The 25569-nt window shown below is 64.5% G+C and carries 22 protein-coding genes; 7 read left to right on the top strand and 15 right to left on the bottom strand.

Annotation, left to right across the window (positions count from 1 at the left end; translation table 11 throughout):
• Positions 1 to 17: 17 nt before the first annotated feature.
• The 8 genes from CAL29_RS29955 to CAL29_RS29920 all read right to left on the bottom strand — a co-directional run bounded on the left by CAL29_RS29955 (position 18) and on the right by CAL29_RS29920 (position 8608).
• Positions 18 to 911, bottom strand: a complete 894-nt coding sequence (locus CAL29_RS29955) for a LysR family transcriptional regulator (protein ID WP_094856495.1) — start codon at positions 909 to 911, stop codon at positions 18 to 20.
• A gap of 242 nt (positions 912 to 1153) precedes the next feature.
• The gene (locus CAL29_RS29950; protein WP_179284227.1) at positions 1154 to 2296 is read right to left on the bottom strand and encodes a mandelate racemase/muconate lactonizing enzyme family protein; all 1143 of its coding nucleotides are present in this window, start codon (positions 2294 to 2296) and stop codon (positions 1154 to 1156) included.
• A gap of 5 nt (positions 2297 to 2301) precedes the next feature.
• Complete coding sequence (locus CAL29_RS29945) at positions 2302 to 3108, bottom strand: fumarylacetoacetate hydrolase family protein (RefSeq protein ID WP_094856493.1); 807 nt, start codon at positions 3106 to 3108, stop codon at positions 2302 to 2304.
• An 8-nt stretch (positions 3109 to 3116) separates the two neighbouring features.
• Complete coding sequence (locus CAL29_RS29940; RefSeq protein WP_094856492.1) at positions 3117 to 4808, bottom strand: thiamine pyrophosphate-binding protein; 1692 nt, start codon at positions 4806 to 4808, stop codon at positions 3117 to 3119.
• A 25-nt stretch (positions 4809 to 4833) separates the two neighbouring features.
• Positions 4834 to 5823 carry a Bug family tripartite tricarboxylate transporter substrate binding protein gene (locus CAL29_RS29935; protein WP_094856491.1) on the bottom strand — a complete coding sequence of 330 codons (990 nt, stop codon included), beginning with the start codon at positions 5821 to 5823 and terminating at the stop codon, positions 4834 to 4836.
• A gap of 127 nt (positions 5824 to 5950) precedes the next feature.
• Positions 5951 to 6745 carry an IclR family transcriptional regulator gene (locus CAL29_RS29930; protein WP_094856490.1) on the bottom strand — a complete coding sequence of 265 codons (795 nt, stop codon included), beginning with the start codon at positions 6743 to 6745 and terminating at the stop codon, positions 5951 to 5953.
• A 65-nt stretch (positions 6746 to 6810) separates the two neighbouring features.
• Complete coding sequence (locus CAL29_RS29925; RefSeq protein ID WP_218831912.1) at positions 6811 to 7587, bottom strand: RraA family protein; 777 nt, start codon at positions 7585 to 7587, stop codon at positions 6811 to 6813.
• Between the two features lie 64 nt (positions 7588 to 7651).
• Positions 7652 to 8608 (bottom strand): Bug family tripartite tricarboxylate transporter substrate binding protein, encoded by a 957-nt coding sequence (locus CAL29_RS29920; RefSeq protein WP_094856489.1) that lies wholly within the window; start codon positions 8606 to 8608, stop codon positions 7652 to 7654.
• A 319-nt stretch (positions 8609 to 8927) separates the two neighbouring features.
• On the opposite strand from CAL29_RS29920, the gene CAL29_RS29915 reads away from it, so the two are divergent.
• The 3 genes from CAL29_RS29915 to CAL29_RS29905 are packed head-to-tail and all read left to right on the top strand — an operon-like array spanning position 8928 to position 12949.
• A complete protein-coding gene (locus CAL29_RS29915) occupies positions 8928 to 10589 on the top strand; it encodes a thiamine pyrophosphate-dependent enzyme (protein WP_094856488.1) in 1662 nt (553 codons plus the stop codon).
• Between the two features lie 24 nt (positions 10590 to 10613).
• Complete coding sequence (locus CAL29_RS29910; RefSeq protein WP_094856487.1) at positions 10614 to 12047, top strand: NAD-dependent succinate-semialdehyde dehydrogenase; 1434 nt, start codon at positions 10614 to 10616, stop codon at positions 12045 to 12047.
• Between the two features lie 38 nt (positions 12048 to 12085).
• On the top strand, positions 12086 to 12949 hold the full coding sequence (locus CAL29_RS29905) for an NAD(P)-dependent oxidoreductase (RefSeq protein ID WP_094856486.1): 864 nt from the start codon (positions 12086 to 12088) through the stop codon (positions 12947 to 12949).
• On the opposite strand, the gene CAL29_RS29900 is transcribed toward CAL29_RS29905, so the two are convergent.
• Positions 12915 to 13823 (bottom strand): LysR family transcriptional regulator, encoded by a 909-nt coding sequence (locus CAL29_RS29900; protein ID WP_094856485.1) that lies wholly within the window; start codon positions 13821 to 13823, stop codon positions 12915 to 12917. The two genes, CAL29_RS29905 and CAL29_RS29900, sit on opposite strands and share 35 nt — an antisense overlap.
• A 175-nt stretch (positions 13824 to 13998) precedes the next feature.
• Between CAL29_RS29900 and CAL29_RS29895 the strand changes: the two genes are divergently transcribed.
• A complete protein-coding gene (locus CAL29_RS29895) occupies positions 13999 to 14997 on the top strand; it encodes a Bug family tripartite tricarboxylate transporter substrate binding protein (RefSeq protein WP_094856484.1) in 999 nt (332 codons plus the stop codon).
• An 88-nt stretch (positions 14998 to 15085) separates the two neighbouring features.
• Here the strand turns inward: CAL29_RS29895 and CAL29_RS29890 are convergent, their stop codons facing one another.
• Positions 15086 to 16135, bottom strand: coding sequence for a DNA-3-methyladenine glycosylase family protein (locus CAL29_RS29890; protein ID WP_256977812.1), 1050 nt, complete (start codon positions 16133 to 16135; stop codon positions 15086 to 15088).
• Positions 16136 to 16329: 194 nt separating this feature from the next.
• Between CAL29_RS29890 and CAL29_RS29885 the strand changes: the two genes are divergently transcribed.
• Positions 16330 to 18243 carry a B12-binding domain-containing radical SAM protein gene (locus CAL29_RS29885; protein WP_094856482.1) on the top strand — a complete coding sequence of 638 codons (1914 nt, stop codon included), beginning with the start codon at positions 16330 to 16332 and terminating at the stop codon, positions 18241 to 18243.
• Positions 18244 to 18256: 13 nt separating this feature from the next.
• On the opposite strand, the gene CAL29_RS29880 is transcribed toward CAL29_RS29885, so the two are convergent.
• Both CAL29_RS29880 and CAL29_RS29875 read right to left on the bottom strand, forming a co-directional pair.
• Positions 18257 to 19213, bottom strand: a complete 957-nt coding sequence (locus CAL29_RS29880; RefSeq protein WP_094856998.1) for a hypothetical protein — start codon at positions 19211 to 19213, stop codon at positions 18257 to 18259.
• A gap of 2 nt (positions 19214 to 19215) precedes the next feature.
• The gene (locus CAL29_RS29875) at positions 19216 to 20427 is read right to left on the bottom strand and encodes an ABC transporter substrate-binding protein (protein ID WP_094856481.1); all 1212 of its coding nucleotides are present in this window, start codon (positions 20425 to 20427) and stop codon (positions 19216 to 19218) included.
• 361 nt (positions 20428 to 20788) lie between these two features.
• On the opposite strand from CAL29_RS29875, the gene CAL29_RS29870 reads away from it, so the two are divergent.
• Positions 20789 to 21169 (top strand): DUF427 domain-containing protein, encoded by a 381-nt coding sequence (locus tag CAL29_RS29870; protein WP_094856480.1) that lies wholly within the window; start codon positions 20789 to 20791, stop codon positions 21167 to 21169.
• A gap of 69 nt (positions 21170 to 21238) precedes the next feature.
• On the opposite strand, the gene maiA is transcribed toward CAL29_RS29870, so the two are convergent.
• From maiA to CAL29_RS29855, 3 genes are all read right to left on the bottom strand, one after another.
• Positions 21239 to 21877 (bottom strand): maleylacetoacetate isomerase, encoded by a 639-nt coding sequence (maiA, locus tag CAL29_RS29865; protein ID WP_094856479.1) that lies wholly within the window; start codon positions 21875 to 21877, stop codon positions 21239 to 21241.
• Between the two features lie 60 nt (positions 21878 to 21937).
• On the bottom strand, positions 21938 to 22816 hold the full coding sequence (locus tag CAL29_RS29860) for a glutamate racemase (RefSeq protein ID WP_218831911.1): 879 nt from the start codon (positions 22814 to 22816) through the stop codon (positions 21938 to 21940).
• A gap of 104 nt (positions 22817 to 22920) precedes the next feature.
• Complete coding sequence (locus CAL29_RS29855) at positions 22921 to 23814, bottom strand: LysR family transcriptional regulator (RefSeq protein ID WP_094856477.1); 894 nt, start codon at positions 23812 to 23814, stop codon at positions 22921 to 22923.
• A 168-nt stretch (positions 23815 to 23982) separates the two neighbouring features.
• Here CAL29_RS29855 and CAL29_RS29850 point away from each other — a divergent pair, with 168 nt between their 5' ends.
• On the top strand, positions 23983 to 25563 hold the full coding sequence (locus CAL29_RS29850) for an MFS transporter (protein WP_256977810.1): 1581 nt from the start codon (positions 23983 to 23985) through the stop codon (positions 25561 to 25563).
• Positions 25564 to 25569: the final 6 nt, after the last annotated feature.

Here is a 25569-nt window from a genome sequence, read left to right as displayed (position 1 = left end):
CAACCCATGCGTGGATGTTATGTATCGCCGTTCGCCGCCGCGACCAACCGGATGAGTTCACGGGCGGGCACCGACAGTCGCGTGTCGCTCATCGCCGTCGCGTATACCGTGTAGGCCATGGCGGGGCGCAAGGGCAGGGTCACGCCGCCGCGTTTTTGATGCTTGATCCCCGTCAGGCGGTCCACGACGGCAACGCCCAGGCCTTCCAGGCAGAGGTCGCTGATGGACTGGAAGAGCGAGGCTTCGACCATGGAATCGACCCGAACGCCGTTCGCGCCCAGCCAGGCGTTCAGGCGAGGCCGGAAAGTGCCCGTGGGAGAAATGAAAGGCATCTTGCCCAAGTCCTTGGCGCGCACGTGGGCGGCTTTCGGATCCAGCCATTTCGACGTTCCGATGCAAACGCAGTCGGCGGAGAATTCCGCCACCGTTTCCAGGTCGCCCAGGGAAAGCGTATCCCCCGTCAATCCTATGTCGGCCTGCCGGGTTTTTACCTGGCGCGCCACTTCGACGTATGAGGCGACTTGCAGGCTGATGAGAACGTCGGGAAATTTACGCCTTAGCTGGGCAACGACCCAGGGCATGACCGAGTGGCCTATCGACGGAATGGCGCAGATGGCGAGCTGCCCCAGTTTCTGTTTCCGGAGCTGCGCGGAAAAATCGACGATCTGCTCCAGTCCCAGAAAGGACTGCTGGACCTTGGACATCAGCGCATGCGCCTCGGCCGTAGGCTTGACCGTCCGCCCGCTCTTGGCGAACAACAGGAAGCCGATGGATTTCTGCAGATCGGCGATCAACCTGCTCATCGCGGGCTGCGATATCCCCAGCGCCTCGGCCCCCGCGCTGATCCCGTTGTTCAGCATCGCGGCCTGGAAGGCCTCGATCATCCGATAGGTGACGTTTCTTTGGTTCATGATTTCTGTAGCGGGAACGCCGGCCCCGATCCGGGGCCGTGGCGGTCCTGCATCCGCCGTGCTGCGCAGGGCCGGATGCCGAACTTCGCCTTGAACGCATTGTTGAAATGCGAAGATCTGCTGAACCTGGCAGAGTAGGCGATTTTCGCGATGTTCGCATCGGGCAGCGGCGCGTCTCCGGCGTCGGGCGCTGCACCGGGCGGTTGGCCGCGCGCCGCGGCGCCTGGGCTGGAGATAGGCCTTCAGGCCTGATATCGCGTGACGGTCCCCCAGTCGATATCGAAGCCGAATCCGGGGCGGTCGGACAAATGAATCGCTCCCGCTTTCAGTTGAGCGCGTTCCACATACAACTCGTCCCAGAACGGATCGCGCGCAGAGGTCGAAAAAGTCTCGGCGATGCCTCCATTCGGCATTGCCGCCGTCAGATGGCACTGAATATGAGGCTGATGATGCGTGCTCATCGTGACGCCGTGCAGATTGCAGTATGCGGCCACCCTCAGCCAGTCCGTCGCGCCCGCGCCGCGGGTCGCGTCATACTGCATGATGCGGATCCCGCCCATGTCGACGAGGTCGCGGCAGGCCCAGCCATGGATCTCCGATTCGCCGCTGGACAGCGGCGTTTTGGTAAGGGCGGACAGCTTCCCCAAGGCGCGGACAGAGTCGTACCAATGCACGGGCTCCTCGAACCAATGAATGTCGTAGGCCTCGAAACGCCGGATGGCGTCGGCCGCCTGCTGCCAGGTGTAGGCATTATTCGCGTCGAGGATCAGCTTGCAGTCCGGGCCGATTTCAGCCCTGGCCTCGCGTACCCGCTTGAGGTCTTCGTCCACCGGCAGTGCGCCGATCTTTATCTTCACCGTCGAGAATCCTTCGTCGACGTAGGACGCGAGTTCGCCGTGAAAACGCATATTGTCGCGGTCCGAACGGTAATAGCCGCCCGTCACGTATGCCGGCATGGTGTCGCGGGACGCCCCGAGCAGTTTCCAGACGGGCAGGTTCGAGGCCTTGCCCTTGATGTCCCACAGCGCGATGTCGATCCCCGCGATGCATCGCATGAGCACGGCGAACTTGTCGTTGGAGATGACCGACCGCCGGGGTTCGAAGCTTGTCGTCGCGGGAGAACTGGTCGATACGTCGAATAGACGTTGCCATATCGCCTCATGGCTCATGGCGTCCAGATCGTGCAGCAGCGGCTGCAGTTGAGGAAGCAGGGCGCATACCTCTTTCATGGCGTGCCCGTGCAGGGTGGCATAACCGGTCAATCCCTCGTCGGTGTCCACCTTGACCAGCACCAGCCGCGCCGTGGAGAACTCGAAATTGCCGCCGCCATACCGCGCGCCGAGGTCGGCGGATAGCGGGTAACCCTGAATCCTGGTGATTTTCATGGCGCTTACTCTCCGTGCGGTTCCCGAACGACCTTGTTGCTCAGTGTCCCGATGCCGGTGATTTCGATATCGACGACGTCGCCGTCGCGCAGGTCCGGCGATGTTCCCGCGGTGCCCATCCATAGGACGTCGCCTGGATACAGGGTGAAGTATTGGCTGATCGTGCTGATGTAGCGCGCAACGCCGAAGATCATGTCGCACGTCTGGAAGGATGTCTTCAGCTCTCCATTGACGCGAACGTTCGTGTGCATTGCCTCGAGATCGCAATGTGTTTCCATCCACGGTCCCATGGGCTTGAAGGTATCGGTGTTCTTCGACCTCCACATCGTCCGGTCCGTCTTCTGCCACGTGCGTTCGCTGACGTCGTTCCCGATGGTGTAGCCGAAGACATGCTCGAGGGCTCGCTGCTCGGAGATGTGCTTTCCCTTTTTTCCGATCACCGCGACCAGTTCTCCCTCGTAGTGGACCTTCTCGGTGGCGTCGGCGGGAATGCGGATCGCCGCGCCATGCGGCAGCAGGGCATTGTTGGCGCGATAACCGATTTCAGGGCGCTCGGGATCCTTGACCTCGGGATCGGAGGCACGATAGACGCTGTCGATATGCGATCGGTAGTTCCTGCCCACCGCATAGAAAGTCTGCGGCACGACGGGGACCAGCAATTCAAGGGAGGCATAGGGGACAGGGGCGGCGCCAGGCGCCGGCCGCGCGTCCTGGCGGGAAAACGGGGTGCCCGATATGGGGACGACCAGATCCTGCTCGACCATATATCCGTAGGTCGGCGATCCGTCATACATGAATCTGAGCCAGCGCATGGTGTCTCCTATTTCGCCGTAGCCTTTGCCTGGCGCCGGATTTCGGACAGGGTGGTCCTGGCGCTGATGACGTCGACGTCGGTCCTCAATTCAATCAGGGCGGATCCCGGGGCCGCGAGGGCGTTCGCCAAGGCCTGTTCGAATTCCTCGGTCTTCTCGACGACGAAACCCTTCATTCCATAGGCGGATGCCAGCGTCGAGAAATCGGGGTTGGTAAGGTCCGTGCCCGAGATCCGGTCCGGAAAATACATTTCCTGGTGCATGCGTATCGTTCCGAACGAACCGTTGTTCACCACGAGAAACAGGATCTTCGCGCCGTAATGCGCGGCCGTCGCCAACTCCTGTCCGTTCATCATGAAGCAGCCGTCACCGGAAATCGACACTACCGTGCGATGCGGTTCGACCAGCCGCGCGCCGACGGCCGCCGGCACGCCGTAGCCCATGGCGCCGCTGCTCGGCTCGAGCTGGGTGCGCTGTCCGCGCGACAAGCCGCGGTACTTGATGAATCGTAGAAACCATCCCGCGAAGTTGCCGGCTCCGCTGGCATAGATCGTATCGTCCGGGACGCGCTGCTGCAGCGTTGCCGCTACATGCGCCAGGTCCAGCTTGAGGCCGTTCCCGGGCGGGGGCGATGCGTGCTTCTCATAGGCCAGGACGGCTGCGCGGGTCCACTCCTGCCATGCCGGGGATTCGGGCGGACGAAGGCTGCCGAGCGATGCGCAGAATCCCGGCAACGACGACTGCACCATCACGTCCGCCTGGTAGACGCGGCCGAGCTCTTCCGCGCCGGCATGCACGTGGACCAGCCTTTGCGCCGGGCGCGGCGGCTTTACCAGCGTATAGGAGCGAGTCGTTCCTTCCCCCAGCCGAACGCCGACCGCGAGTATGAGGTCCGCGTCTTCGATGCGCTTGCGCAGATCGGCGCTTATGGAGGAACCGACTTCTCCCACATAATTCGGATGGCAGTTGTCAAAGGTGTCCTGGAATCGGAAAGCGCACGCCACGGGGAGATTCCATTGCCGAGCGAAGGCTTCCAACTGTTGGCACGCAAGGGGCGTCCAACCGCCTCCACCGACGAGCATGAGGGGTTTGCTGGCGCGCTTGAGTTCTTCGGCAAGCGCTTCCATGCGCTGGGGATCGGGCCAGGACAGATTGCGCCGGTACGGCGCCAGCGGCTCCGCTTCCGTCATGTCCAGCAGCATGTCTTCCGGCAGCGCGAGAACGACGGGACCCTGGCGTCCGCTCGTGGCGGTTTGATACGCCCGGGCCACGTATTCCGGGATCCTGTCGGCGCTGTCGATTTGCGCCACCCATTTCGCCAGCGGCGTGAACATGGCGCGATAGTCGACTTCCTGGAATCCCTCGCGGTCCCTTATCCCACGCTCGACCTGCCCGACGAAAAGCACCATGGGCGTCGAATCCTGGAATGCCGTATGCACGCCTATGCTCGCGTTGGTGGCGCCCGGTCCGCGGGTGACGAAGCAAACGCCGGGGCGGCCGGTCAACTTGCCGTAGGCTTCCGCCATGTTGGCGGCGCCGCCTTCCTGCCTGCATGCGATGAATCGGATCCTGTCGCGGTGTTGATAGAGCCCGTCGAGCGCGGCCAGATAGCTTTCCCCTGGAACGCCGAAGCAGATCTCGGTTCCATGATCGATAAGGGATTCGATCAGCAGGTGACCCGCCAAACGTGCGGTCGTCATGAATAGCGTCCTTTGATTCAGATGGTCAATTCGGCTGTATGCCGGCTTCTTTCGCGACTTTCGACCAACGGTCGATTTCCGAGGCGATCAAGGCCGCGAAGTCCTTGGAAGAGATGCCGCCGGGGAAGGCGCCTACGTTCTGCAGGCTTTCCTGCGTGCGGGGATCCGCGAGCGATTGGGTCAGCAGCTCGTGCAGGCGGGCGACAACCTGGGGCGGCGTATTCTTCGGGGCCACCAGCCCGAACCAATATTCCACGTCATAGGAAGGCAAGCCCGCTTCGGCGAAGGTGGGCACGTCGGGGAGGACCGGCAGCCGCTTTGGACCGCTTACCGCAAGCGCCCTGATCTTGCCGCTCTTGATCTGGCCGAGCAGCGAAGGCGCCGCGGCTATCATCGCCTTGACGCTGCCCCCCATCAGTCCCACGAGCGATTCGCCGGCCCCTTTATAGGGGATGTCCTGGACCTTGATGCCGGCCTGGTCGTTGAACACCTCGAACGCCAGATGCGTGGAGCCTCCGTATCCGCCCGCGCCATATTCGAGGGCGCCCGGTTTTGCCTTCGCGGCGGCAATGAAGTCCTGCAGCGTGTGGAAGGGGGAGTCCGCCGCCACGACGAAGACTACCGGGGATATCGCCACGGTGGATATCGGAATGAAGTCCGTTTTGGGATGCCACTTCAGGCTCTTGGACAAGGACGGAACGATGGCGAAAGAGGTGTCGTTCATCAGCAGCGTATAGCCGTCGTGCCTGGCGTTCAGCACGTCCATCGCGCCGATGGAACCCGTTGCGCCGGGTTTGTTCTCGACGATGAAACTCTGGCCTGACCGCCTGGTCAACTGCTCGGCAATGAGCCTGGCGGCGAAATCGGTCGTGCCGCCGGCCGGGTAGGGCACGACGATACGAACGGGTTGCGAGGGAAATTCGCCTTTCGCATGGGCCGCGGGTTGCACCGCCAACAAGCCGAACAGCAGCGCCAGCGGCGGCGCCCACCATCGGCGATAGCCGGTAGTCTTCATGAGTCGTCTCCTCTTGTCGTTATCGCGATCCGTCTTTGTGCGAATCGCATGACAAGGACTCTAGCGGCAGGGCCGGAAGACGTGGGAAGAATTCCCGCTCAGCGGGAATGTAAGCGCCGGCCCCGATTTAGAGGCCGGGAGAACCCTGCTTTATCTCGTCCAGATCGTGGGCAATGGATGCGGCGGCTGCTTCCATTTGTCTTTGCACTTGCCTGATCCGGCGCGACGTCCAGCGCTCGACGAGCGCCGACAGGCCGATCGACGCGACCGGCAGCGCATGCCTGTCCAGGATGGGAAACGCCATCGACTTGATGATCTGCTCTCGCTGCATGACGTCGGCGAATACGTAGCCATCCCGCTGCGCCGCCGCAAGCCGCTGCTTGATGCCTCGCTCGGTCACGCCAGGGTAGGATTTCCGGATGCGCGGGTAGTTTTCTTCGCAGATGCGCTGGATCTCGCCAAGCGGCAGACGGCTGAGAATGGCAAGGTTGCTGGAGCCCATGCACAGCGGCCGCCGGCGCCCGGCTTCCAGGACGCGGGCGATGGGGAAGCTGCCTTCTTCCCTATGTATGCATACGCCGTCGAAATACGAGGACCTGACGCTCAGGAATACCGTATCGCCCGTGGACAAGGCGAGGTCGCGCAGATGCGGGAGACAGGCGTCGCGCAAGCGCTGCGCCGGAATGGCAACCGCCATCTCGAATATTCCCATCCCCAGGAAATACCGCTTCGAGCGCTGGTCCTGGGCCACGAGGCCTTCGGTCACCAGGCTCTGGAGCAGGCGGTGAACGGTGGAGCGGTCTATCTGCGACGCCGATATGACGTCCACCAGGCGCAGGCCCGTACGATTGTGCGACGCAAGCACCCGGAGGACGGCATTGATGCGCTGAATCGCCTGGAGGCTTGGGGAGTCGGATTTCATTTCGTCGCGCCTGGGGATTTACGTCGACCTTACCGCGATTTGTGCTCCTCCGCGATATTGCCGGATCAGGGCTGTTTGGGCATGGTGAACGATCCGGCGCGGTTTGCCAGGTCGGCTACGGCAATCCCGTTCGCGATGTCCTTTTGCCGGCCCGCTTCCGCCGCCAACATTTCGCGTGCCCGCGCCAGGATGCGAGGCGCTATTTCCAATGGTACGAAGCAGATGCCCGTTTCATCGGCGATCACGATATCCCCCGGCGCGACCTGCACGCCGGCGATCTGTACCGGGTGATTTATCTGGAGAGTCTGGACTCGCCACTTGCCGGTCAAGGGCGTGACGTCGCGGCTCCACATGGGATAGCCGATGCTGCGGCATTCGCTCACGTCGCGTATTCCGCCGTCGACGATGGCCCCCAGTTCTCCCTCGCGCTTTCCTATCGTGGCTGAAATCCCGCCGATATTGGAAATGCCGTGTACGCCTTCTATGACCAATACGTCGCCGGGTTCGGCCAGGTTGTGCGCTTCGATCTCGGCCAGGCGCGAGACTTTGGCATTCGCCCCCGCCGACGGACTGTTTTCCTGGACGATATTACGCAAGGTCAGCGCGCGGCCGATCATCGCGGCGCCACCATATATCGGCCGGAGCACCGAGGCGCCGACGGCTTTCATCAGGCCGGCTTCATCGAGGGCGTCCGATATGACGCTGGACGCATCCGCGCCCAACGCGCGAAATCCTTCGATCAGCTCGGGCGGAATCTCGGGCAGGCTTAACCGGCCGATATTCGAGCTGGATATTTTTCCTGTCAGTCGCGGTTCATTCACGGCGTTTTCCTTCCATGTCATTGGGGTTATGGATACGCAGGCGGCCCTGCGCTCATGGAGCAATGCTCCTGGCGCACGTCTACGTCTATTGGCCTTTTATGCCGCGGGCCTGCGCCAGCGCCTTCCAGTCGTGTATTTCCCTGGAAACCAGGTCGGCGAAGACGGCGGGTGGAAGGAAACGCGCGAAGCCGCCTTGCCTCGCCAGGAAACGGCTTGCTTCCGGCTTGGACATGACAGCCTTGATATCGGCGTTGACTTTATCGATGACAGGCTGCGGCGTGCCGCGCGGCGCGAAAACTCCCCACCACAAAGCGCTTTCGGCGCCCGTCAAACCTTGCTCCGCGGCCGTGGGAACCTGAGGCAATGCATCGATCCTGTCCTTGTCCATCACCGCAAGAATGCGGATCTTGGCGTCGCCCAGTTGGGGCTCGACCGCCGAGTACGTGGCGATGAAGGCATCGATCCTGCCGCCCAGCATATCGACCATGACCTGGCCGCCGCCCTTGTAATGCACCGCTTTCATATCGATGCCGGCAGCCGAGTTGATCAACTCGCCCCCAAAATGCGTGGCGCTGCCCAGCCCCGCCGTGCCGAAGAACACAGGGCGCGCTCTGGCTTCGGCAATGAACTCCCGGAGATTGCCGGCCTTGACCCTGGGCCCCACCGCGAGGACCAGCGGGCTGAGGCCTATCATGGCGACCGGCGTCATGTCCTTTTCCGGCGAGTATGAAAGCTGGGGCATGATGGCCGGCAAGGTTGTGTAGGCCGAAGATGTCAGCAACAGCGTGTAGCCATCGGGCTTGGCCTTGGCTACGTAGGCGGTTCCAATCGCGGAGCCCGCGCCCACGCGGTTTTCCACGATCACGGATTGTTTCCATAAACTGCCCAGGCCTTGCGCCAGATACCTGCCTACGGTGTCGTTCGATGCGCCGGGAGGAAAGGCGATAACCAGCGTGACTGGCTTATCCGGATAGGCCTGCGCGGCGACGAGTTGCGAAATCGCCATGGATGACAGCAGGAATAGCAAGCGCAGGTATGCCATCTATGTCTCCTCGTTTTTTATCGGACCGCGGGCGCGGCGGACACGCCATTGCGCGGTGGCGCATACGCCCATCCCTGGGGAGGTAAGTTAGTTTCACGTCATCCGGCCGTCTATTTCGAAATACCGTGGCTGGTGATTCAGGAAACCTATCAATATCCGGATCGCCTCATTCGTTGCGTACGCTGTACGGACTGACCGGCAGAGATGCCGTGAATTGATATGCGAGAAGAAATCACAGAGATAGAAATTAAGGATTGGACCAGGGCCTTGTAGGCACGCACCATTTGCATCGCACCGAAACCAGGGATGAAAAAGGCGTATGCAAAACCACGACGAAACAATGCGTTCAGGCAGTCGGCTATTGGTGGATGCACTTTTGGTCAATGGCGTGAAACGGGCGTTTTGCGTTCCGGGCGAGAGTTTTCTCGCCGTGATCGATAGCCTGTCCGATGTATCCGAAAAACTGCACCTGGTGGTTTGCCGGCACGAGGCCAATGCCGCCAACATGGCAACCGCGCATGGCAAACTCACCGGCCAGCCCGGGATCTGCTTCGTGACCCGTGGCCCGGGCGCTTCGCACGGTGCGATCGGGGTTCATACCGCAGCGCAGGATTCCGCGCCGATGATCATGTTCATTGGCCAGGTCGAGCGTAGCGCCAGGGAACGCGGCGCCTTCCAGGAGGTCGATTACGTCCAGATGTTCGGCAAGGTTGCCAAATGGGTGGCCGAAATCGACGATGCCGCGCGCATTCCCGAACTCGTCAGCCGGGCATTCCACGTCGCGGTCAACGGGAGGCCCGGCCCGGTGGTGCTCGCGTTGCCGGAAGATATGCTGGTCGACCAGGCGCCCGCGCAGCCGCTGATTCCGTATCGGCTGGCCGAATCCGCCCCGTCTGCCCAGGCTTTGGAATCCCTGCGGGAAATGCTCGGTCGCGCCCGCAAGCCGCTCCTTGTGTTGGGCGGGGGAGGGTGGACGCCGCAAGCGTTCGGCGATGTCCAGGCCTTCGCCGAGCGCCATGCCGTCCCCGTGGCGAACGGCTTTCGTTGCCAGGACACTTTCGACAACCGTCACCCCAACTATGTGGGTGAACTAGGGCTGGGAACCAGTCCCGCCTTGACCCGTTACGTTGCCGATAGCGACCTCATCATCGCCTTGGGCGAGCGCCTGGGCGAAGCCACGACCAAAGGCTATGAGCTGCTTCCCGTTCCGAGACTGCGGCAGCCGTTCATCCAGGTTCACCCCGAGCCGCAGGAGCTGGGCCGCGTCTACCAGGGCGATCTACTGATTGCGGCGACGATGCCGGCTTGCGCCCAGGCGCTGCGCGCATTGCCGGCGCCGGATCCGGATGAAATTCGCCTGCAGCGCCTCGTCGCGGGGCGCGAAGCTTACGAAGCCCATGCGCGGCCGCCGGTCCTGCCCGATGCAAGGCTGAATATTGCCGCCATTGTGCGCGGCTTGAGCGACCGGCTGCCGAAAGATGCCATCGTCACCAACGGCGCCGGCAACTATGCCGGATACGTTTCGCGATATCATCAATTCTCTTCTGTGCGGACCCAGTTGGCCCCCGTCAGCGGGTCCATGGCTTTTGGCCTGCCCGCCGCCATCGCCGCCCAGATGGAGCATCCGGATCGTACCGTGGTCTGCTATGCGGGTGATTGCTGCCTGCTGATGAGTTCGCCCGATTTGATGACGGTTGTGCAATATCGCCTGCCGATTCTCATTCTGGTCATCAATAATTCAAGCTACGGATCGATCCGGCTACACCAGGAGCGCCGCTATCCAGGCAGGGTGTACGCCACGGACGTTGAGAATCCCGATTTTGCGGCCTTGGCCAGGGCCTACGGCCTGCAAGCGGCATCGGTTGAGACGACCCAGGACTTCGAGACAGAGTTCGCCCGATTGTCAAAAGACCGGTTGCCGACCTTGATCGAGATCCGTACCGACACCGCCGCCATGATTGCCAATAACCCACGCCGGTAAGGCCGGCGGTTCCAGGAATTCATCATGCTTGCATACCCCGAAGTCCGCATGCGCATAGGCAATGAATGGCGCAGCGGGCAATCCACGCTTCCAGTGCTCAACCCTGTGGACAACACCCTGTTGGGTACGGTGCCCAAGGCGTCCCGCGAAGATATAGCCGATGCGGTACGCGCCGCTGCTGCCGGTTTGAGTGTCTGGCGGCGCATGGATCCGGGCGCCCGGAGCCGGATCATGATCGAGGCTGCTCGCTTGATACGCCAGCGGCAGGAGGCGATCGCATCCGCCATGACGCTGGAGCAGGGCAAGACGCTGGCCCAATCCAGGCAGGAAGTCGCGCGTGCATGCGACATCATCGAATGGGATGCGGAGGAGGGCCGGCGCGTCTACGGCAGAATGCTTCCCGCGGCGGACGGGCTGCGCCAGATGGTCATGAAACAGCCGGTGGGCATCGTCGCCGCCTTCAGCCCCTGGAACTTTCCGGCCAGTTCGCCTGCACGCAAAGTCGCGGGCCCGCTGGCCGCGGGTTGCTCGGTCATCCTCAAGGCCTCGGAAGAGACACCCGCGTCGGCCATGATGCTGATACAGGCCTTTGTCGACGCCGGTACGCCCGACGGGGTCGTCAACCTGGTCTTCGGCGAACCCGCTGAGATCTCCGCCACCCTGATCGCCGATCCGGCCGTGCGCATGATGACGTTCACCGGCTCGGTGCCCGTGGGCAAGCAACTCGCGGCGCTGGCCGGCAAGTACATGAAGCCCGTATTGCTCGAACTCGGGGGGCACTGCCCGGTCATCGTCTGTGACGACGCGGATCCAAGAAGCGTGGCGCTCGCGTCGGTGGCGGCCAAGGCTCGCAATACCGGGCAGGTATGCGTATCTCCAACCCGCTTTTTCGTTCATCGCACGGGTTTCGAGACGTTCGTCGAAGCGTTCGCCGCCGAGGCCGGAAAGCTTCGGCTCGGCAACGGCCTGGACGAGGAAACGGACATGGGACCCTTGGCCAATGCGCGGCGCTTGCAGGCTATCGACGAGCTGGTGCAGGATGCCGTCGGCAAGGGCGCGCGCCTGGCGGCCGGCGGCGCCAGGGTAGATCGACCCGGCAATTTCTATCCGCTGACGGTGCTGGCCGACGTGCCCGCGCATGCCCGCTGCGTTCAGGAGGAACCCTTTGGGCCGCTGGCGATCATCCAGCCCTACGAGCAAATCGAAGACGCGATCGCCGCCGCCAACGGGTTGCCGTATGCGCTGGCGGCCTATGCCTTTACGCATGATGCGGACCGCGCCGCGCTGCTCGCCGATGAGTTGGACTGCGGTACGTTGTCCATCAATCATTTTGTCGCCTCCACGGCGGACACGCCTTTTGGCGGCGTGAAGGATAGCGGCTATGGACGCGAGGGCGGGATCGAAGGCGTCAACAGCTACACCATTACCAAGATGGTGTCCCACAAGACCGCACGCTAGCGTCCCTGACTTTCCTTTCATACATCCGAGGTCGCATCATGACTATTTCCACCGTATCCGTCGTCGCGCCGGGAGCCATGGGTAGCGGCTTCGCCCATCTGCTCTCGGCCAACGGCGTGAAAGTGCTTACCTCGCTGGACGGCCGCAGCGATGCGACGCGTGAGCGCGCCACTGCGGCGGGCATGCACGACGCGACCGATGCCGAAATCGCGAGCGCCGATATCATCTTGTCCGTGGTTCCTCCCGCCCAGGCTGTCGCGCTGGCCACACGCCTCGCGCCCGCATTGCGGGCAGCCCAACGCAAAGCCATCTATGTGGATTGCAATGCCGTCAGCATCGAAAGCGTCAAGCAGGTGGAAGCGATTATTCGCGGCAGCGGCGCGGCCTTCGTCGACGGCGGCATCATCGGCATGCCGCCCAAAGGGCAGAATAAACCCACGCTATATCTATCCGGGGCCGACGCCGGCAACGTTGCCGTCTTGGGTGCGCTGGGACTCAAGGTGGAAGTGGTCGGTGAAAAGATCGGCGCCGCGTCCGCGCTGAAAATGTCGTTCGCCGGCATCAACAAGGGCATGGTCTTCCTGGTTTCGGCCATGATCCTGGGCGCCGCCCGGGCCGGCGCAGAGCAGGGCTTGTACAGGGTCTTGTCGGCCAATCGCCCGGATCTCCTGGCCCGCTGGGCGATCTCGGTGCCCGACATGTTTTCGAAGGCGCATCGTTGGGCGCCGGAGATGGAAGAGGTCGCTGAATTCCTGGGAGAGGGTCAGATGGGCCAGGACCTGTTCATCGACCTGGCCAAGATCGGCGTGTCGCTGGCCCATGACTTCGATGGCGAAAAAGTGCTGATTCGGACGTTGGACGAATTTTTCAAATCGCCGCATTCCGCGCAAGCAAGTCAATGAACGCGGATTGAATCGGCTCCTTGCGGGATGATGGGAGAAAAGCGGCCACCACCGCGCTGTCGGTGAGCGATTTGTCCGCCCGAATGGCGCGCCAGGCGACATCGCTGATGTTGATTCGCTTCAGGGAACTGGGAAGGACAGAGATGCCGCAACCGCCCGCCACGAGCCCGAGAATCATTGCGCCATCGCCGAATTCCTGCGTGAAATTTGGCGTTAGTCCCGAGGCGGCCCACAGGCTTGCCACTTGCTTGTAGATGGTGGTGCCTTGCTGACGCGAATACATGATGAAAGGCCGGTCCACCACGTCGGATAAGGACACCGAAGGTTCGCGCGCGGCCGCGTCGCTGGCGTGCAGGACCAGGTTGAGTTCGTCCTGCAATATCGCGATATGGTCGAGTTTGTCGGATAGCCAGGCGGCGTTGCTCAGGCGAGTCACGCAGACATCGAGCTCGCCCCGTTCCACACGCTCAAGGCCAAAGGTGGCGGTCACGCGGGTAAGCTGCAACGCCACGTCCGGGTGCAGGTTCTGGAATTCATGCATGGCGCGTGTGAAGGGCGTGGCGAACGACGCCGATATCGAGAACCCCACCTTCAGCGTCCCCACCTCGCCTCGCGCGGCGCGGTGGGCAGTATTCAGCATGTGATTTGCCTGGTCCAGCGTCGCCTTTGCTTCGGCCAGCAGCACCTCTCCCGCCTTGGTCAACTCCACATGCCGGCGTGACCGTATGAACAACTGCACGCCCAACTCGCTCTCCAGTGCCTGGATGCTTTGCGTCAACGGCGGCTGCGTGATGCACAGCCTATCCGCGGCTCTGCGGAAGTTCATTTCCTCGCTTACCGCCACGAAATGCCGGAGTTGTCTGAGGTCGATCATTGATAGGCTTTTCGAATCAGGAGTCGCAGTATTTCATAGTAGACGCCCCCGGATCATAGGCCTAATGTTCCTGCGTGTACACGAAAGAGCGCGCTGTCATCGCCGAGCGTTCCGTCAAGTCCGGAAGCGGGTGTACGAAGCCGCCGTCACATTCCTAAAACGAGGAGACCAGGTCATGAGGCGTTTTCTTTTCCGGCCGCGCGCGCGACGTGCGAGGTGCTTGATCGTTGGCGCATGCCTGATATTTCCGGCATGGCACGCCGGCGCGGCGGAAACCTGGCCTGCCCGGCCGGTGCGTATCATCGTGCCCTATGGTCCCGGTGGGGCAGTCGATGTCGCAACCAGGAAGATGGCTCAATTGCTCGGTGAGCAAACCGGCCAAAGCTTTGTCGTCGAGAATCGCGTGGGCGCCAGCGGATCCATCGCCGTCAGCCAGGTTGCCCGTTCTCCGGGCGATGGGTACACGCTGCTTGCCGACGATACGGGATACTCGCTGCTGCCCTTTATCTTCAGGAAATTGCCGTTCGATCCCGATCGCGATCTGTTGCCGGTGTCGGCGTTCGTGTTCGCGCCCATGGTATTGCTGGTCAAGGCGGACGGGCCGTACCAGACCTTGGCGTCCCTATTGGACAAGGCACGGCAGCAGCCCGGGAAGATTACATACGCTACCGGGGGCGCCGGCACGACGCCGCATTTTGTCTCCGAGGCGCTGGGCATGGCCGCGGGCGTCAAGTTCATGCACATTCCCTATACAGGATCCACGCAGGGTACGCAGGCGGTGTTGAGCGGCCTGATAGATTTCCAGTTCGCCTCCACCACAGGCGTGATGGGCCCCGTCCAGGCGGGCCAATTGCGCTTGCTGGCCATCAGTGGCGATGCGCGGCTGGGCATTCTGCCAAACGTGCCGACCTTTGCCGAAGCGGGCGTAAGGAACTTCAAGGGCGTGGTGAATTGGACCGGGCTGTGGGCGCCGAGAGGGACGCCCCAGCCGGTACTGGACCGCCTGCAACAGGAGGTCGCCACGGCGATGAACTCGCCGGCAATGAAGGACTATGCCAGGCAGATGGGCGCGGAGAATAAATATGTAGGCGCCGCCGACTTTGCCAAATTGCTTCGGGAGAGCAATGCGCTATGGAGTGGGGTTGCGCAGAATATCAATTTCCGATCGCAATGAGCGCAATGTCTTCGAGGTGTGTGCTGCATGGCGTCGCCGACCGCACTGAATCCTGAGTCGCAGGCGAGCGATCGTGGGGCGTATTCGGTCAATACCCCGTCTGCGCGCTCAAGCTGGCCCACAAATGCGCGGCCGCCATGGTGCGGTGCGGGCTGTAGCGTTTCAGGAATTCCTCCGTCTCGGCGATGCCGGGCCGGGTTTCGAGTCCCCAGAGCCTGCCTATGGCGGACCGCACCGCCACGTCGCCATGCAGCGAGCAGTCCGGCTGGCCGAAGCCTCGCAGCATCGCATAGTTCACGGTCCAGGGGCCGATTCCCTTGACGGCAAGCAAGGCCGCGCAAATCGATTCCACGGGGTTGGCGGCGCTTTCGACGAGATCGAGTTCGCCGCTGGCCACGAGCGCGGAGAGCCGCAGGATGGTTTCGGCCTTGGAGCGCGAATACTGCCGGGACGTCAGTTCCTCGATGGGCAGGCGCGCGGCGTCCGCCGGCGACGGATAGCACCACAGGCCGCTGCTGTGCCGGCGGCCCGCCAACTGGATGAAGGTTCGCCGCAGCGTCACGGCGAAGGCCACGTTGATCTGTTGTCCCATCACCGCCCAGGTCAACGCTTCGTAAACGGACGAAGCCTGGACGATGCGCAGGGTCTTCTGCTTTTTGGCGAGCGGGCCGAATACCGGATCGGCGGCCACGAAGGCGGCGAAACGCCTGGGGTCCAGGCGCAAGCCGAGCAGGCCGAGCACGATGTCCCTGGCCTGCGCCTGCATGGCGTCGGTCAGCTTGCCGTCCGCCGATACGGTGCAGGCCGCATGTTTTTTTGCCACCGGGCCGGCAGGGGAGGCCCGCCCCGTACCCGCTACGCGGGCCCCCTCAAGGGGGCGGCGTTGGCGGACCGGCAAAGCCGGCTCCGCTACGCCCTGGATGAGTACCGAGGCTTTCGATGGTTCGAATTCGATATCGAACACGGTGGGCACGCCGTCGAGCAGGATACCCTTGCGCAGCGCGACGTCCGTTACTGCCTCGGAAACCGCTTCCTTGTCCCTGCCGTGAAAATGCACGGCGTCCGTGGCTTTGTAGCCGCGCGGCAAGGCGAGTTGGAAGGAGAAGCGGGAAGGCATCGGTTTGCGCGAGGATTTCATTTCGGCTGCGGAGCGGACCGGGAATCGGGCCTCGATTCGGCGTGGATTCGGCTTCGAACCATCGTACTTCCAATCCGCCGCGGCGGGGCCGCCCGCCGTTGCTGCCTATAATTGCCCCTGATCCATTGCCGCTGACCCGTCGCCGCAGTCCATTGCCGCCTGTCCAGGCCTCAGCGCCCCTCCCGCCGCGCCTCATGTCCGCTTCTTCCCTACGCGTGCTGTCCATCATCCCGCCGATGACGCAGCTAAATACGCCTTATCCGTCCACCGCCTATCTGACAGGCTTCCTGCGTTCGCGCGGGGTGGCGTCGTTCCAGGAAGACCTGGCGTTGGCATTGGTGCTGCGCCTGCTCTCGGCCGACGGCCTGCGCGCGGTGGCCGCGCGCATCGAAGCGCTGCCGGCGCGGAAATACAGCCCCTCCGTCCAGGCCTTCGTCGCGCAGCAGGCGCGCTATCTGTCCACGATAGGGCCGGTGATCGCCTTTCTCCAGGGCCGCGATTCCACGCTGGCCCACCGCATCGTGGCCCGCAATTTCCTGCCGGAAGGGCCCCGCTTCGACTCGCTGGACGTGTACGTGGACGACGAGGGCGGCGATCCGCTGGGCTGGGCATTCGGCGCGCTGGGCTTGCAGGATCGCGCCAAGCATCTGGCCACCTTGTACTTGAACGACCTAGCCGACGTGCTGCGCGACGCGGTCGATTCGCGTTTCGAGTTCGTGCGCTATGCCGAATCGCTGGCCGGCAGCCAGCCTACTTTCGATCCCCTGGCCGAGGCGCTGGCCGCGCCCATGAATCTGGTGGACGAGACGCTGCGCGACCTGACGGCGGAAGCCGTGGCGCGCCATGCGCCGACCATGGTGCTGCTATCGGCGCCTTTCCCCGGCAACGTCTATGCGGCGTTCCGCATCGCCCAGGCCATCAAGGCGCAAGATCCCCGCATCGTCACGGTGCTGGGCGGCGGCTTCGTCAATACCGAACTGCGCGAACTCAAGGACGCGCGGGTCTTCGATTACTTCGACTACGTCACGCTGGACGCCGGCGAGCGGCCGTTGCTGGCCTTGATGGAACACCTGGACGGCAAGCGTTCGCGCCAGCGCCTGGTGAGGACTTTCCTGCGCGACGCGGACACGGGCGCGGTGCGGTACGTCAACATGGTCGAGCCCGACGTCGCCTTCGAGGAAGTCGGCACGCCGACCTGGGACGGCCTGCCGCTGGATCGCTACCTGTCCTTGCTGGACATGCTGAATCCGATGAACCGGTTCTGGAGCGACGGCCGCTGGAACAAGCTGACCGTGGCGCACGGCTGCTACTGGAAGAAGTGCAGCTTCTGCGACGTCGGCCTGGACTATATCGGCCGCTACGAAGGCGCGTCGGCGAAGGTGCTGGCGGACCGCATCGACGCCATCGTGCGCGAGACGGGGCAGACCGGATTCCACTTCGTCGACGAGGCGGCGCCGCCCAAATCGCTGAAGGCCCTGGCGGCCGAATTGATCGAGCGCGACGCCGGCATTTCGTGGTGGGGCAACATCCGCTTCGAGAAGACCTTCAGTCCCGAACTCTGCGAGCTATTGGCGGACAGCGGCTGCATCGCGGTCTCGGGCGGGCTGGAGGTCGCGTCGGATCGCCTGCTGAACCTGATGAAGAAGGGCGTTTCCGTCGACCAGGTCGCGCGCGTGACGCGCGCCTTCACCGATGCCGGCATCATGGTGCATGCGTACCTGATGTACGGCTTTCCGACGCAAACGGTGCAGGATACCGTCGATGCCCTGGAGTACGTGCGGCAGTTGTTCGAGAACGGCTGTATCCAGAGCGGTTTCTTCCACCGATTCGCCTGTACGGTGCATTCGCCGGTGGGCCGGAATCCCGAGGAATACGGCATCACCTTGCAGCCGCTGCCGCCGGTGACGTTCGCCAAGAACGACGTCGGCTTCCACGATCCCACGGGCGTGGATCACGACGCCCTGGGACTCGGCCTGAAAAAGGCCATCTACAACTTCATGCACGGCATCGGCCTGGAAGAAGACGTGCGTAGCTGGTTCCCTTTCAAAGTCCCACGCACCACCGTCGCCCGCCACCGCATCAGCCGGGCGCTGGGCCAGCGGGGCTAGGGCAGTCCGCGCATCATGGGGCGTCTCCGGTAGCGCCCGTCATCCACTCGGATATGCGCCGCGCCACGTCGGCGCTGTTCGTGTCCATCATCGGGAAATGGGAGTTGCCTGGGATGCCCATTTCCGCCAAGCGCCAGAACGTCACGCGCGCGCGGTCCGCGGCCAGGCGGGCGGCGTAGTTTTCGCCGGCTTGCATCAGGTCGCGCCAGAGGGGCGTGGCATCGAGAAAATCGCCGTACACGAACAGCACGGGCTTGTCAGTCATGCTGCCGCCGGCCACCTCCGGCGAGAACCCCGACGGTTCGATGGCGACGATGCCGCGGACCAGTTCGGGCCGCGCCTGCGCCGCGCGGAAGGCGACCTCGCCGCCATGGCTGTGCATCATCACCAGGCAGGGACCGACGCGGTCCAGCACGGCGCAGAAGCCGCGCAAGGCCGCGTCGTTGTTGCCCAGCCAGCGCGGCACCGCGTGACGCATGAGGGTATCGAACGCCGCGACCGGAAAACGCTGTCCGGGGAACGCTTGCCGGTCCGGCCAACCCTGCGCCGAACCGACGCGAAACAGCGTCCAGCTTTCTTCGGCGTTGCGGATGATGGGCGCATCGGGCCAGATCTCCGCGAAGGGCGTCCAACCCGCGCGGCCGCGCTCGACGTTATCGACCACGTAGACCGCATGTCCCATGCGCAGGAAGTCCTGCAGCCAGCCCGGGCGCCCATCGGGGGTCTGTTCCCACATCGCGCCGGTCATGCCGCCGCCGTGCAGCATCACGATGGGCAGCGGATGGCGTTGCCGCGCCGGAATGAAGTACTGCACGTAGGCCTGTTCGACGTGATACGTGCCGTTGGGGTCGTAATGAAAGGAGGCCGTCTGCGTGAACTTGATCGCGCGCGCTTCCTTGCCTTCGATGCGCACCGTGCGGCCGCCGACGAAGAAGCTGCCGAAGTCGGCCAGCGCGATGGGCGCTTGCATGTTCATGGATGGACCAGGGGGCATTTGCTGTCGGACAAGGGCCACGCCAGTTCGTCGCCCGGTATGGTCCGCACGACCCTGTAGTAGTCCCACGGCGCCTTCGATTGCGCCGGCGTCTTCACCTGCGCCAGCATCATGTCGCGCACCACCAGGCCATCGGCGCGTATGTGCGCGTTCAGGCTGAAGGGGTCGTCGATCGGCAGTTCCTTCATCTTGGCGGCGACGGCATCGCTGTCCGTGGTGCCGGCCGCGGCCACGGCCTTCAGGTAGTGGCGTACGGCGCTGTAGACGCCCGCTTGCAGGAAGGTGGGCGGATGGCCGACGCGCGCCTCGAATTTCTTCGAGAAGGCCCGCGTGCCCTCGTTCATATCCCAATACGACGGCACGGTGAGATAGGTGGATTGGGCAACGTCCAGCCCCAAGCTGTGCACGTCGGTCAACATCAGTAGCATGGCCGCCAGTTTCTGGCCGCCGCGGCCGATGCCGAACTCGGACGCCTGCTTGATGGCGGAGATGGTGTCCCCGCCGGCGTTCGCGATGGCGATGATCTGCGCTTTCGACGCCTGCGCCTGCAACAGGAAGGAGGCAAAGTCCGACGCGTTCAGCGGATGGTAGACCGTTCCCGCGATCTCGCCGCCGGCGGCCTTGACGACCGCGGCGGTGTCCGCGGCCAGTTGCTTGCCGAAGGCGTAATCCGACGCCAGGATGAACCAGCGCTTGTTGCCTTCGCGCACCACGGCGTTGGCGGTGCCGCGCGACAGCGCATAGGTGGTGTAGGTCCATTGGATGCCATAGGGCGAGCATTGTTCCTGCGTCAACGCCGTCGTGCCCGGGCTGGAGAACAGCACCAGCTTCTTCTTTTCCTTGGCGACGCCTTGCACGGCCAGGGCCACGGCCGAGTTCGGCACGTCGACGATGACGCTGACCTTGTCGACGTCGAACCAGCGGCGCGCCATGCTGCTGCCGATGTCGGGCCGATGCTGGTGGTCGCCGGAAACGATTTCTATGGGTTGCCCCAAGGCCTTGCCTCCCGCTTCCTCCACGGCCAGGCGGGCCGCTTCCACGGAGCCCTTGCCGGTGGCGTCGACGGTCACGCCCGCCATATCGGTCAACACGCCGATCTTGACGCGATCGGCGGCGGCGGCGGAAAAGCAGGCGGCGAGCAAGGCCGCGCAAAGTGCGAGCGCGGCGCCGGAACGGATGCGTGGGCGCATGAAGTGTCTCCTCGTGGACGGGGCGAGGCGGGTCGTCCCGGCGTTTTTGTTGTGAGGGAATAGATTCTAGCGTTCGCAGGCGCGTATCGGCGCACGGTAACGAGCAGGCCGGGTCATCGGTTGCCCTGGAGTGTCCGCGTGCCCGGTGCCGGAGCGGGGTGCACGTCGATGCAATGACCGCTCATGGATGTAACGTACACGTTTATACGCACGGCGCAGCGTGCGGCGAAGGGCATTCGAGAATAAGCTATATGGACTGATATCGCGACATAGCGGCGCCGCAATACCCGCGATACCGCCCGACACGCAGCGCGGCAATGAAAGCGCCCTCGTTCCGTCCCATCCCCAGCAGGAGAGCATCATGACCAAGCCCATGAAGGTTCCCGGCCCCGATCACCCCATCGAAATCCATCCCGCGAAGAAGCACATCGTCGTCACCGCCGCCGGCCGGGTGGTGGCGGACACCGATTCCGCGCTGATGCTGCAAGAGGCGAGCTATCCGCCCGTCTATTACATTCCGCGCGCCGACGTCGACATGTCGCAGCTCTTGCGCTCCACCCACGTCACCTATTGCCCCTACAAGGGCGAGTGCGCCTACTACAGCATCGCCGGCGAGGACGAACGCGGCCTCGATGCCGTGTGGAGCTACGAGCATCCGTACCCCGCGGTCTCCGCCATCGCCGGCCATCTCGCCTTCTATCCCGACCGGGTGGACGCCATCGAGGTCACCCCGGCCGGCTGATCGCCGGATGCCATTGCACGGCGCGGCGATATCGCCGTGTCCGGATCGGGCACCGGCCCGCGCCGGACGCTACTTCACGTAGTCGGGCTGCTCGGATGGCCGCGCCCGTTGGAATGCGGGCTGTGCCGCGCAGTGCGCATATACCGCCATCGTCCTGGCGTAGGCCGACACGTCGCAGTCCATGCGCAGGGCGTTGCCCACTTGCGGCACCAGGCAGCAATCGGCCAGGGTCGGCGCGTCGCCGAAGCAGTACGGCCCGTGTCCGTGCTGCGCCAGCAGGTGTTCCACCGCCGTCAGGCCCTCCGCGATCCAGTGCCTGTACCAGGCGTCCTTCTGTTCGGGCGTGACCTGCATAACCTTTTGCAGATAGCGCAAGACGCGCAGGTTGTTGACGGGATGCATGTCGCACGCGATGACGTTGCTCAGTTCGAGCACGCGGGCGCGCGGCACGGCATCCAGCGGGATGAGGCGAGGTTCCGGATGGACGCTGTCCAGGTAGTCGATGATCGCCAGCGACTGGCCCAGGCTCATGTCGCCGTCGACCAGCGTCGGCACGCCGCCGCCGGGATTGCGGGTCAGGTAATCCGCCGCCCGATGTTCATACTTGCGGATGTCGACCGGCAGGTAGGTGGGTTCCAGGCCCTTCAGCGCGAGCGCGATACGCACGCGATAAGCGGTGGAGCTGTTGAAGAAGCTATAGAGTTGCATGATCGCCTTTGCCTCCGTTCTTTCCACCTATTATGGCAGCGCCGGGGCATCGGCGCCGGTTCAGGTTATCCCCTGGAATTGCACGACGCGGCCATAGAAGCGGCCGGCCAGCGCGGAAACGTGCGCCGGGTCTCCCGTGGTCAGATAGACCGTGCCCGGCGCCCGCGCCGACGAAAAGCGCGGGTGCCGCGCAAGATAGCGCTGCAAGCTGGCCGCCGTCACGTCGCCCTGCGTGAGCAGCTTTACCCGCGCCGGCAAGGCTTCCCTGAACAGGTGCTCGACGAGCGGGTAGTGCGTGCAGGCGAGGATGCCCACATCGGGCATGCCTCGCTCCGCCGTCCTTGCGAGCAATTCGTCGATATAGCTTCGGACATGGGGCCGGATGTCGTCGTCGCCGGCGCCATCGTCGATCATCTTGGCCAGGTCGGGACAGGCTTGTTGAGACACGCGCATGGCCGGCGCGCGTTTCGCGATCTCGGTGACGTAGGCCCCGGTATTCACCGTATGCCGGGTCGCGAAGACGGCGGCGTGCAGGGCGGGGCCGTCGTGCATCGGCGGGGCCACGCTGGCGTCCGCTTCCCAAGGCATGCCCGTGATCGCTTCGATCATCGGGACGATGACGCCGATCACCCGATGTTCCGGATACGCATGCGGCAGCCAAGTCTGTTGCAATTGCCGCAGGCCGGTGGCCGCGGCGGTGTTGCAGGCGATGATGACCAGCCGGCAACCGAGGCCGAACAGGCGTTCGATCCCTCGCAAGGTCAGCGCGTAGATGTCGGCGGAGGACCGGTTCCCATAGGGGGCATTGCCGTGATCGCCCAGGTAGATGAACGATTCCATGGGAAGTGCATGCTCCAGGGCGCGCATGACCGTCAGGCCGCCGCTGCCGGAGTCGAAAACGCCGATCACCTCGATTTCTCCAAAATAAGCAGCCGCCATTATCGTTAATTTTCCCGGCCGGCTTATCCGGGCGAGGCGCCCCGGCGCATCCCCACGCATCCCGGCGCAAGCGCGGAACGATGTCGTCCGCCGCCGGCCATCGTTCACGGCCCCGCGCGAAACAACCGCTGCGCGGCGAAATCGATGAACACCCGCAGCTTGGGCGAGACATGCCGGCTGGATGGCCACACGATCGAAAACTGCCCCTGCGCGCCGGGGCAGTGATCGAGGACGGTGCGCAAGGTCCCCGCCGCCAGCGCGTCGCGCACGAGGAAGTCCGGCATGTACCCGATGCCCAGCCCGGCGACCACGGCCTGGTGCAAGGCCTCCATGTTGTTGCACACAACGGCGGGCGCCGGATCGGGCGGGGCGGCGTCGTCGCAGGCCAGGTCCCAGGGCTGTAGCTTGCCGGTGGTGGGAAAGCGGTAGCGCACGCAGGCATGGCGGGCCAGGTCTTCCAGTTGCGCCGGCGCGCCCGCTTGCGCCAGGTAGGCGGGCGCGGCGCACAGCACCAGGCGGAAGGGGCCCAGGCGCCGCGCCGCCAGCCGCGAATCGACCAGCGGACCGCTGCGTATCACCGCGTCGAAGCCGCCTTCGACCACGTCCACCAGGCGATCGTTGAAATCCAGGTCCAACTCGATATCCGGGTATTCGCGGCGGAAATCCGGCAGCACGGGCAGGAGGAAGCGATAGCCGATGGCCGGCAGGCTGATGCGCAGGCGTCCGCGCGGCGCGCTGGCGGCTTCCGACAACACGGCCTGCGCCTCGCGCAAGTCCTCCAGGATGCGGCGGCAGCTCGCATGAAAGCGCTGGCCTTCGTCGGTCAGCGTGATCTTGCGCGTGCTGCGATGGAACAGGCGCACGTCCAGCCCCTGTTCGAGCTTGGCGATGGCCTTGCCGACCGCCGAGGCGGAAATGCCCAGTTGCTCGCCCGCGGCGACGAAGCTGAGGGTCTCCGCGACGCGCACGAAGGCGACGATGCCGTTGAAATTGTCCATGCACGATTCTACGAGGCGGCAGGGCGCCGTGGACGGAAATCGATTCCGTAATGAACGGAGCGCCAGGCTGTTTTTGCGGCGCTGCCGCCGGTCTATCTTTCGTTTCCTTGCCGGGCGGGACGCGCGCATGGATGCAGGCGCCGCGCCACGGCCGATTTTGCGGGAGCGATGATGAGAAGTGAAAAGGGTGCGGAGCGGGTCGCCGCCATGGACGAAGGCGCGGCGCGCCGGGGCGCCATACTCGCCGCCGTCTGCCTGGCGGGCCTGATGCTGCCGCTGAGTTTTTCCGGCGGCGCGGTGGCGACGCCGGCCTTGGGGCGGGCGCTGGGCGGCAGCGCCGAGGCCATGAACTGGGTCACCAACGCCTTCATGCTGACCTTCGGCAGCCTGCTGATGCTGGCGGGCGCGCTGGCCGACCGCCTGGGCCGCAAGCGCGTGTTCGCCTGGGGCGTGGGCGGTTTTTCCCTGTGCGCGTTGGCGCTGTGCTGGGCGCCCACGCTGCTCGCGGTCGACGTGCTGCGCGCCGTGCAGGGCGCCGCCGCGGCCGGTGCGCTGGCGGGCGGCACGGCGGCGCTGGCACAGGAGTTCGAAGGCGCGGCGGCGACCCGCGCCTTCGGCATGCTGGGCGCGACCTTCGGCCTGGGCCTGGCCTTCGGCCCGGTGGTGGCGGGCTGGCTGATCGAGCACTTCGGCTGGCGCGGCGTCTTCCTGACCGGCGCCGTGGCGGGCATCCCGGCCTTGTGCATCGGCGTGCCGCGCATGCGGGAGACGCGCGATCCGCATGCGGGCCGCTTCGATCTGCCGGGCGCCTTGCTGTTCACCGCGGCCTTGACCGCGTTCACCTTCGGGATCATCGAGGCGCCGGGACTGGGCTGGACCCACCCCAGGATCGTGGCCCTGCTGGCCGGCGCCGCCGTGCTGGCGCTGGCCTTCGTGAGCGCCGAACGCCGCGCGCAGCGTCCCATGCTGGACCTGAGCCTGTTCCGCTATCCGCGCTTCGTCGGCGTGCAGTTGCTGCCGGTGGCCACCTGCTACGGCTTTATCGTGTTGCTCGTGCTGTTGCCGCTGCGCTTCATCGGCGTCGATGGCTACGACGAGATACGGGCCGGCACGCTGTTGCTGGCCTTGTCGGCGCCGATGCTGTGCGTGCCTTTCCTGGCCGTGCGCCTGACGCGCCGTTTCGATGCGGGCGCGATCTGCGGCGCCGGCCTGCTGCTGGCGGCCGCGGGCCTGTGGGCGCTGCGTTGGGCCTTGCAGGATGGCCCGGGCGCCGCGGCCATTCTGCCAATGCTGGTGATAGGTGTCGGCGCGGGCTTGCCCTGGGGCCTGATGGACGGGCTTTCCATCAGCGTGGTGCCGAAGGAAAGGGCCGGCATGGCGACCGGCATATTCAGCACCATGCGCGTGGCGGGCGAGGGCGTGGCCCTGGCCAGCGTAACGGCGGTGCTCGCGGCGCTGTTGCTGGCGCGCCTGCATGCGGGGCTGCCCGGCGCGGACACCGGCGTGCTGGTCCGCGCCGCCGCGCGCCTGGCCGCCGGCGACCTGGCCCAGGCCTTGCCCCTGTTGCCGGGCATCGCGCCGGCGTCCCTGCGCGCGCTCTACGCCGATGCCTTCGGGCAGTTGCTGGCCGGCCTGGCGGTGATCACCCTGGCATGCGCGCTGGGCGTGCTGGGTTTCCTGGGCCGGCGCGCGCCGCTTCCCGGGAAGCTGGAATCCACGCCCTGCGCCAGCGGCGGCTCGCGCGAATGATCGACG

The sequence above is a fragment of the Bordetella genomosp. 10 genome (assembly GCF_002261225.1).
Lineage (GTDB): Bacteria > Pseudomonadota > Gammaproteobacteria > Burkholderiales > Burkholderiaceae_B > Bordetella_C.
This window is presented reverse-complemented; position numbering and strand designations above follow the sequence as displayed.